Annotated in this window: 10 protein-coding genes; 5 read left to right on the top strand and 5 right to left on the bottom strand. The window is 67.5% G+C overall.

The genetic code is table 11. The annotated features are described in order from the left end of the window. Together ACIHAX_RS29090 and ACIHAX_RS29085 are read left to right on the top strand one after the other, a co-directional pair. Positions 1 to 912, top strand: coding sequence for a GAF domain-containing protein (locus ACIHAX_RS29090; RefSeq protein WP_397280717.1), 912 nt, complete (start codon positions 1 to 3; stop codon positions 910 to 912). A gap of 158 nt (positions 913 to 1,070) precedes the next feature. Then, the gene (locus tag ACIHAX_RS29085; protein ID WP_397280715.1) at positions 1,071 to 1,226 is read left to right on the top strand and encodes a hypothetical protein; all 156 of its coding nucleotides are present in this window, start codon (positions 1,071 to 1,073) and stop codon (positions 1,224 to 1,226) included. Positions 1,227 to 1,236: 10 nt separating this feature from the next. Here the strand turns inward: ACIHAX_RS29085 and ACIHAX_RS29080 are convergent, their stop codons facing one another. Together ACIHAX_RS29080 and ACIHAX_RS29075 are read right to left on the bottom strand one after the other, a co-directional pair. Further along, positions 1,237 to 1,479: a hypothetical protein gene (locus tag ACIHAX_RS29080; RefSeq protein ID WP_397280713.1), complete on the bottom strand. Its 243-nt coding sequence runs from the start codon at positions 1,477 to 1,479 to the stop codon at positions 1,237 to 1,239. A gap of 511 nt (positions 1,480 to 1,990) precedes the next feature. Further along, on the bottom strand, positions 1,991 to 2,422 hold the full coding sequence (locus ACIHAX_RS29075; protein ID WP_364427653.1) for a MarR family transcriptional regulator: 432 nt from the start codon (positions 2,420 to 2,422) through the stop codon (positions 1,991 to 1,993). 97 nt (positions 2,423 to 2,519) lie between these two features. Between ACIHAX_RS29075 and ACIHAX_RS29070 the strand changes: the two genes are divergently transcribed. Continuing rightward, positions 2,520 to 2,939: a heme-binding protein gene (locus ACIHAX_RS29070; protein ID WP_397280711.1), complete on the top strand. Its 420-nt coding sequence runs from the start codon at positions 2,520 to 2,522 to the stop codon at positions 2,937 to 2,939. A gap of 52 nt (positions 2,940 to 2,991) precedes the next feature. Here ACIHAX_RS29070 and ACIHAX_RS29065 read toward each other — a convergent pair whose 3' ends face one another. Then, a complete protein-coding gene (locus tag ACIHAX_RS29065; RefSeq protein WP_397280709.1) occupies positions 2,992 to 4,356 on the bottom strand; it encodes a flavin monoamine oxidase family protein in 1,365 nt (454 codons plus the stop codon). 61 nt (positions 4,357 to 4,417) lie between these two features. Here ACIHAX_RS29065 and ACIHAX_RS29060 point away from each other — a divergent pair, with 61 nt between their 5' ends. Continuing rightward, a complete protein-coding gene (locus ACIHAX_RS29060) occupies positions 4,418 to 5,017 on the top strand; it encodes a TetR/AcrR family transcriptional regulator (protein WP_364427644.1) in 600 nt (199 codons plus the stop codon). A 66-nt stretch (positions 5,018 to 5,083) separates the two neighbouring features. Here ACIHAX_RS29060 and ACIHAX_RS29055 read toward each other — a convergent pair whose 3' ends face one another. Continuing rightward, the gene (locus tag ACIHAX_RS29055; protein WP_397280707.1) at positions 5,084 to 5,899 is read right to left on the bottom strand and encodes a class I SAM-dependent methyltransferase; all 816 of its coding nucleotides are present in this window, start codon (positions 5,897 to 5,899) and stop codon (positions 5,084 to 5,086) included. A gap of 10 nt (positions 5,900 to 5,909) precedes the next feature. Further along, positions 5,910 to 6,605, bottom strand: coding sequence for a class I SAM-dependent methyltransferase (locus ACIHAX_RS29050; protein WP_397280729.1), 696 nt, complete (start codon positions 6,603 to 6,605; stop codon positions 5,910 to 5,912). A gap of 71 nt (positions 6,606 to 6,676) precedes the next feature. Here ACIHAX_RS29050 and ACIHAX_RS29045 point away from each other — a divergent pair, with 71 nt between their 5' ends. Beyond that, complete coding sequence (locus ACIHAX_RS29045) at positions 6,677 to 7,519, top strand: methyltransferase domain-containing protein (protein ID WP_397280705.1); 843 nt, start codon at positions 6,677 to 6,679, stop codon at positions 7,517 to 7,519. The last annotated feature ends 251 nt before the right edge of the window (positions 7,520 to 7,770 follow it).

Here is a 7,770-nt window from a genome sequence, read left to right as displayed (position 1 = left end):
TTGCTTTTTATTTTTTTTTATTCTCCACACCAAAAACAAACCCCCGCAACCCACCCCACCCACCCCCCGCCCCAACCCCCGCCCGCAAACCTTTTTGGGGGGGGCCCCCGGCGGGGGGGCCCCACCCCATCAACTACTTCGAAACACCCCCTAGCTGCGGTACGCCGTTACGAGATCCTCGACGCTCCGACCGACGGCCAGTTCGACACCATCGCGGCGACCGCCGCAGCGGTGTGCGGCACCCCGATCGCCACGGTCAGCATCGTCGACGCCGATCGGGTCTGGTTCGCCGCGGTCAAGGGACTGGATGGTGTCGCGCAGGTCGGCACGGAACCGGGACTGTGCGCGTCGGCGTTCTGCGCCGAGGGCCCGTACGTGGTCAACGACGCGGTCACCGATCCGCGCACCCTCGATCATCCGTTGGTACGTGGTGAGCTGGGGCTGCGGTTCTACGCCGCCGCCCCGATCGTCACCGCCGACGGGCACCACCTCGGCACCGTTACCGCAATCGACGCCATGCCTCGGGAGTTGAGCGAGGTGCAGGCGACCGTGCTCGGCTATCTCGCCGACCAGGTCGCGCAGCACCTGGAGCTGCGCCTGGCCACCATCAAGGCGGTACGCGCCGAACGCCAGTTGCGCGACGATGCCGAGCAACGCGCCGCTGCCGCCGCCGAACTCGCCGCCCAGATACGAGCCGCGGCCGCCGTACAGGCCACCACGCCGCACCCTGAGCACTGCCAGCTCGGCGGCACCGCCGGCTGCACCGCGCCGGCCGAGCTGAAGATCGCCGATTCGTGGGGCGACTCGGCCTGGGGCTGCACCACCCACGTCGAAGAGGCCATCATCAACGTCCGTTCGGTGTTCATCGCCAACGAGGAACTCGGTGGCCTGGCCGCCTACCTCAACCGCTGACCGTCACCACGAACCAACCTCCCGGCCCCGTGCGGCACCGGCAGCCCGGGTGACCGCCCGCCACGCGCGCACCCGCAGCTACCGGCCCCGTGGTCCACTGGTTGTTTCCCCTGGGCGTCACTGCCTTGGGCGGCATGCGCACGACGATGCGGCGGGCCATGCACGACACGACCGACGAGCTCCCGCCACCACGCGTGATCGAGTCACGCAGCGCCGATGACCCGCAGAACCCCACGATCGTGGAGTACCGGCTGGCCGAAGGCACCCTGCCACTGCTCGCCGCGGCGCTCGAACGCATCGACGGCAGAAGGTAGAGCTGACGCCCTACGCCTCCGACGCGGGATCCGCCGCTACGAGCGTCGCGGTGCGGACGCTGAACGGGTAGCGGCCGGGCGCCTCGAGCACGGCCTGCACCATCGCCGACCAGTACGCGACGTGATCGAAAGTGTGTTCGACAACCCGCGCGTGGTGTACCGGCTCAGTGACGGCCGGATCGTCGAGCCCGGCCGCCTCTACCGGCTGCGCAACGGAAAGTGGGCCGAGCCGTGGCCTCGCAGCTGCCCGCATCGCGGGCATCAGTTCGGCCCGAGACAGATGCTCGTCGGGTCGTTGGCCAGCTTCAGGCTGGCGGTCTGCACCGCCTCCACTGGTGCATCCGGTGTGGTCACGTCGTCTACACACCGCCCGTCGGTGCGGACTGCGAGCACCCGACGACGCGGTCGAGCTGATCGGATCAGCTGGCGAGATCCAGGAGGTGGACGGGCGGGTCCTCGTCTTCGGCGGCGCCGCAATAGCAGGTTCCGGCGCAGTCGGTGCACGTCGAGCACCCCAGGCACCCACGTGGGGTCCAGTTGAACGGAAACTGGCGTTAGCTGGGCTGGTGCCCGGAACACCTTGCTGTGGAGAATCATTCGTGTTGATTGCCATCCCCGACTGACCACCTCGTTGCCGATCATGGGACAACTGTCGCGAGCCCAGAAGTAGAACCCGGTTCCCGCGCTGCTCACTGACCGACAGGCACTGCCCGGACGCGCGGAACGCGGCTACGGGAGTGCGTTGGTGCGTCCTCGATGACGATCTACTCGAGAACCCGGACGAGTAGCGCTGCGAGATGGTCCCTCTCGGTAGTCGACAAGGCGTTGAGAAGATCGCGTTGAACGCCCGAGAGTGTCGCGTCCAGTTCCGTCAGTCGTTGTCGGCCAGAGCGCGTCAAGGCGATCAGATTGCGGCGTCGATCGTTGGGGTCCGAGGTGCGCGCGACGTGCCCCTGCTCTATCAATTCCTTGAGCATGGTGTGCATATCGCTCTGGTCGATTCCGCACCGTTGGCCGATCCGCGCCTGACTGTCGGGGCCGAATTCGTCCAGCGTGGCGAGGATCGCGAAGTGATAGGCACGGCCGCCGGATGCGGCCATCGCTTCGCCGATGAGCCGATGCGCCCGCACGGCCGCCTTGCTGATCAGCCAGGTCGGTTTGCTGCGCAGGCGCGTGGGCGTTTCCTCCAGCTCCATGCACGAAAGTCTAGTCAAACTCTTGGTCCGACCCATGAATATGGTTATCCTTGGGACGTCCAAGCTTGGTTGATCCAAGAGATTTGAAGGTGGAGCGATGTCACTCACTTCGGAACAAGCGCGAGCGGTCAGCGCCTGCGTACGCGAGCATGCCGCAGGGCTCGGTGCCCGAATCACGGTCGCCATCGTTGACGGCGGTGGACACGTGCTGGTTGTCGATCGGATGGACGGCGCGCCGCCGTTGTCGGCTCGAATCGCCCCAGCGAAAGCATCCAGTGTTGCGCTGTTCCACCGCGACGGCGGTGAGTTGGTGCGATTGCAGCAGGCATGGCCCGCACTGTTCGCACAGCTGGATCAGGTTGCGGGCACACCCATCATCGCGGGTGCAGGTTCTCGACTGATCCGACGTGGCGATGTCGTGGTCGGTGCGATTGCGGTCAGTGGGAGCGCACCTGAACACGACGACGTCTGCGCTGAGATTGGGCTGGTTTCGGTCCGGTCGGCCGTGTCGGACTAAGTCTCATTCGGGCGTTCGCCCACTTCTGCCAGCAGTCGTGGTCGAACCGCCTCTACACCCCACTGCGGCCGAGCTCGGGAGCGACTTCGCGGGCGGCGCGGTGGCCGGATTCGGCGGCTCCGTCCATGTAGCCGGCCCACCGGGTAGCGGTTTCGGTGCCTGCCCAATGCAGCGGGCCGATGGGTGTGCGCAGGGCCGGACCGAAGCGGGTGAGGGTGCCGGGCGTGGTGAACGCGCCGTAGCAGCCGCGGCTGAATTCCTCTTCGGCCCAGTCACGTTCGATGTAGGCGATGGGGTTGCGGGCCCGTGGCCCGAAGTAGCCTGCGAGATCGTCGATCACCTGTGCACGACGATCGGTGAGGTCGAGGCGCGCGCCTCTGTCGGCGTGCCGTCCCTCGAGGAAGCCGACGAGCACGCCGGGTGAACCGTCGAGCGGGGTGTTGTCGAAGACGGTGCCCAGGGGCCGATGGTCGCTGTTGGCTTGGCCGCTCAGACCCGCTTCGCGCCAGAAGGGCTCGTCGTAGGCGACATTGACTTTGATGACCCGGCCCATCGGCATGCGCTGCACGAGTTGGTCACGATCGCCGGGCAGGCCGGGGGTGAAGCGGATGCGCGCCGCCAGTGGCGGCGGAACCGCGATCACGGCTCGACGAGCGCGAACGGTCGTGCCGCCCGCGACGACCCGGACACCCGAGACGTCCCACTCGACATCGGTCACCACGCTTTCCAGGAGGACACGGTCACCGAGTTCCTGGGCCAGCGCCAACGCGATGGTCTGCGAACCGCCGACAACGCGGTCCTGCTGCGCACCGCCCGCGGTATTGATCAACGCGTCCAGCCCACCGGCGGCGCCGACGTAGTAGGCGGCCCACAGTGCCGACATATCCTCCGGCTCCGCGGAGAACACCGCCTCGGTGATCAGCTGCAAGAACGACCGACCCGCGGAGGTGTGGGCGGTCCGCCGCAGCCAGGTGGCGAAGGTTTGCGCGTCCAGCACCCCAGCCCGGTCGGCGAGCCACGGCTCCGCCGCCGCGACCCGGCGCGCCACCCGGTCGAGCCTCCACTGGATCTGCGCTACATCGGCCAGTGCCAGCGGGTTCAGCTTGGGAATCCGGCCGGTGTATACCGAGCGGGCCGTGCTGAGTTCGGCGATATGACGGCCCGCGGTGTACGTGGGGAAGGTCTTCAGGCCGAGGTCATCGATCAGCGCGAGCACGTGCTGCTGGCCGGGCCCGACCCATTGACCACCCACCTCGATGGGCGCACCACCGGGGAGTTCATCGTTCAGCAGCCGCCCGCCGACCCGGTCGCGCGCCTCCAGCACGAGCACCTCCGCACCACTTCGCGCCAGGTCGCGGGCGGCTACCAGACCCGCTATCCCGGCTCCGACAACGACGACGTCCACTGATTCGCCCATTACGACCCACCTTCATACAGTACGCATCTCACATACATACTGTATGTGATATCCATACCGCATGGAGTCGTTTCGCGAGAAGTACGCGGAGAACACCCGCCAGGCGCTGCTGGAGACCGCGGGGCGGCTGTTCGCCGAACGCGAGTACGCGGATCTGTCGGCGGAAGAGCTGGTTCGCGCCACCGGCCTTACTCGCGGCGCGCTGTATCACCACTTCGACGGCAAGAAGGGGCTGTTCGAGGCGATCGTCGACGATCTGGAGACTCGAGCGGCGCAACGCATCCGCACCGCGATCGACTCGGCCTCGGACCCGTTCGACCGGGTCGACCGCGGTGTGCGGGAGTTTCTCGACGTCTGCGCCCAACCCGACTACCGGCACATCGTGCTCCTCCAGGGACCGATCGGCCTCGGCTGGCAGCGCTGGCGCGAACTCGATCAACGCCATCTCGGCGGCCTGGTCGTCGAGGCGGTGCAGAATCTGCTCGATGCGGCGCTCATCCGTCCCTACCCCGCCGCATTACTGGCGAGTGCCTTCTATGGGGCCCTGACCGAACTGTCGCTGACCATCGCCGAGACCGATGATCGGCAACGCGCTCACGAGCAGGCGGCAAGCCTTGTGCACGATCTCCTCGCAGGGTTGACGATCGGCGCGACTTCCTGACACTACGAACCCGCCGGGGAAGGGGGGAGCGATGTGGCACGAACGCCCGGTTCCAATCCCCGTCGCTCAGGAGCGGCGCGCGGTGACCAGGAGGTACTCCCACTCCATGCGCCCGTCGCCCAGGTCATGTCGGGCAGCGAGTTCCGCGAGTTCCCGGTCCAACTGTGCGACGCGGTCGGGCTCGGCGGCGATGGCCTTGTACACCGCGACCGCCGGGCCGTAACAGGACTTGAAGAAGTCGCGGAACTCGGCGCCGTCGGCGAAGCGGTCGATGACCGCGTTTTCGCGCCGCAGCTCCAGATCGGTGACGCGATCGCCCAACAGCGACCGTACGTGCGTCTCGTCGCCCCACAGCGGGGGCGGCTGGGCGCCGGGCGGGGGTGGCGGAGCGAACGGTTTCATCGTGGCGAACATCTGCCCGATGAATCCGGTCGGCGTCCAGTTGATCAGCCCGATCGTGCCGCCCGGCCTGGTCACGCGGAGCATTTCGTCCGCCGCCGCTTGGTGGAACGGCGCGAACATGACGCCGACGCAGGAGATCACGGCATCGAAGTCGGCATCCGCGTAGGGCAATGCCTCGGCATCGGCTTGCTGCCACCGCAGCTCGACACCCCTTTCCGCGGCGAGACGCCGACCCGCCTCGAACAGCTCGGGCGTGAGGTCGCTCGCCACGACCTCCGCACCGGTCTCGGCCGCCGGGATCGCGGCGTTGCCGGACCCTGCCGCGATGTCCAACACGTGCTGACCAGCGCCGATACGGCAAGCCTCGACCAGACGCCTGCCCAATCCAGAGATGACCTCGGTGGCGACGGACGGATAGTCGCCCAGTGCCCACATCGCGCGATGCCGCCGCTTCAGCTCAGCGGAGCCGGACTCGGTCATCTGACGCTCCCTAGGTGTTTTTGGTAGCCACACCCAAGATCAGCGGTCGAATGATCGGGGGCTCTCCCCGCCACGAAGCTTCCTGTACGTCTTCGAGCTTCAGTTCGGACCCCTGGATGAGCTCGAGTGTGGCACGGTTGCAATGGCAGCCCTCCGCGAACCGGCGCCACGGGCCGGCGAGGCGGTCTTGCCACTGGGCGAGTCGCGGCGACTCCGAACGCACATGCTCGATGAACAGCAGCTGGCCGCCGGGGCGCAACACACGCCCGATCTCGCGCAATACGGGCTCGGGGTGGTCGACAGTACACAGCACGAGCGTCGAGACGACCGTATCCACGGTTTCGTCGTCGAACGGCAGTTGTTCCGCCGATGCGTCGAGCACACGTGCCCGTCGTCCACTGCGACGCAGCTTCCGCGCCAGCCGCGTACGCATCGCGGCTTCCGGTTCGGTCAAGATCAATTCTTCGAGGTCGTCAGGGTAGTACCCCATGTTGAGACCGGTGCCGCTGCCCAGCTCGACAGTTCGCCCCCTCGCCCGGCTGAGCAGATCTCGTCGGCGAGCGCCCATACCCGCCCTCTCGCCCATCCACAGCAGAGGGTCGTACAGCGCCGCGAAAACCCGGGCCCACGGATCCGAGCCCTTCACCGCTGCCCCCGACACGGCGCCACTGCTCACGAACTCGACGGTACGCCGGGTGGGCAGCATCGCCAATGCCCAGCCTGCGATCGGTCGTCCGCACACTGCGGGGAGCGGCGGTGCGGGGTTAGTGTCGGACCATGTCGAGCGATCCCTCGTCGCCTATCCCGTCGTTCCACGTGAACGCGATCCCTGACTCTTCCCACACCACCGACGACGACCCGATGGCCACGCTGGTCGGCATGCTCGACCTGCAAGCGGCGCTGCCCGGTATCCGGCGCATGCGTGCGTGGGGGCACGAGGTCTTGGCCGTCGAGCCGGGCGAGCGGGTACTGGACATAGGTTCCGGTACCGGCACCGAGGTGATCGAGTTGTCCGAGCGAGTCGGCCCCGATGGCGACGCGGTGGGAGCCGACCCGAATCCCGCGATGCTCGCCATAGCTCGTGGGCGAGCCGAGACCGCGGACTCTCGGGCCCGCTTCGTCGAAGCCACCGCCTATCAGCTGCCGTTCTCCGACGGCTACTTCGACGCGGTGCGTTGCGAGCGGGTCTACCAGCACCTCGACGACCCGGCGGCCGCGACCGCCGAGATCGCCCGCGTCCTGCGACAGGGCGGCCGTGTGCTGCTCATCGACACCGACTGGCACACCGTGATCGCGCATCCCGGCGACCCCGATGTGCTCGCCCGCCTGTCGAAGGCGATGCTCACCACCACCCCCAACCCCGCGTCGGGCCGGCGCTTGCGCGGCCTGCTCACAGCCGCCGGTTTCACCATCGATGACATGGGTTCGGAGGCGGTGATCTGGAATCCGGACACCGCCCTCCCGCTGTACATGCAAATGATCTCGTCCGCGAGCACCAGCGGTGCCATCACCGAACAGGAAGGGCGCGACCTACTGGCCACCATGGACGCGGGCATCGCCAAAGGCGATTACCACCTGTCGGTGACCATGTTCGCTGTGCTCGCCCACCGAGCGGACTGAACGACCTGGCTCCGACCGCTGCCGAGCACCGGAGTCGATGGCGTGTCGACATACGGTGCGGCTCGCGGTTGCGGGACCGTGAGCGGGACGCGGGTGCTTCGCCGCGGAACGAGGAGTTCCTGAGCGAGCGATGGGACCGATAACGCGGCTGCGGCCATAGCTGGTCTCGAAAGCCGTCGGACCGAACCACAGCGGCGTCCACGACGCAGCGCAGACAAGCCGGTGCTGAGAACCCACCGAAGCGGCAGCCC

Source organism: Nocardia sp. NPDC051929, assembly GCF_044548645.1.
GTDB classification, from domain to species: domain Bacteria; phylum Actinomycetota; class Actinomycetes; order Mycobacteriales; family Mycobacteriaceae; genus Nocardia; species Nocardia sichangensis.
The sequence above is the reverse complement of the archived record's forward strand: the minus strand, read 5'-3'. Positions and strand labels throughout refer to the sequence as shown.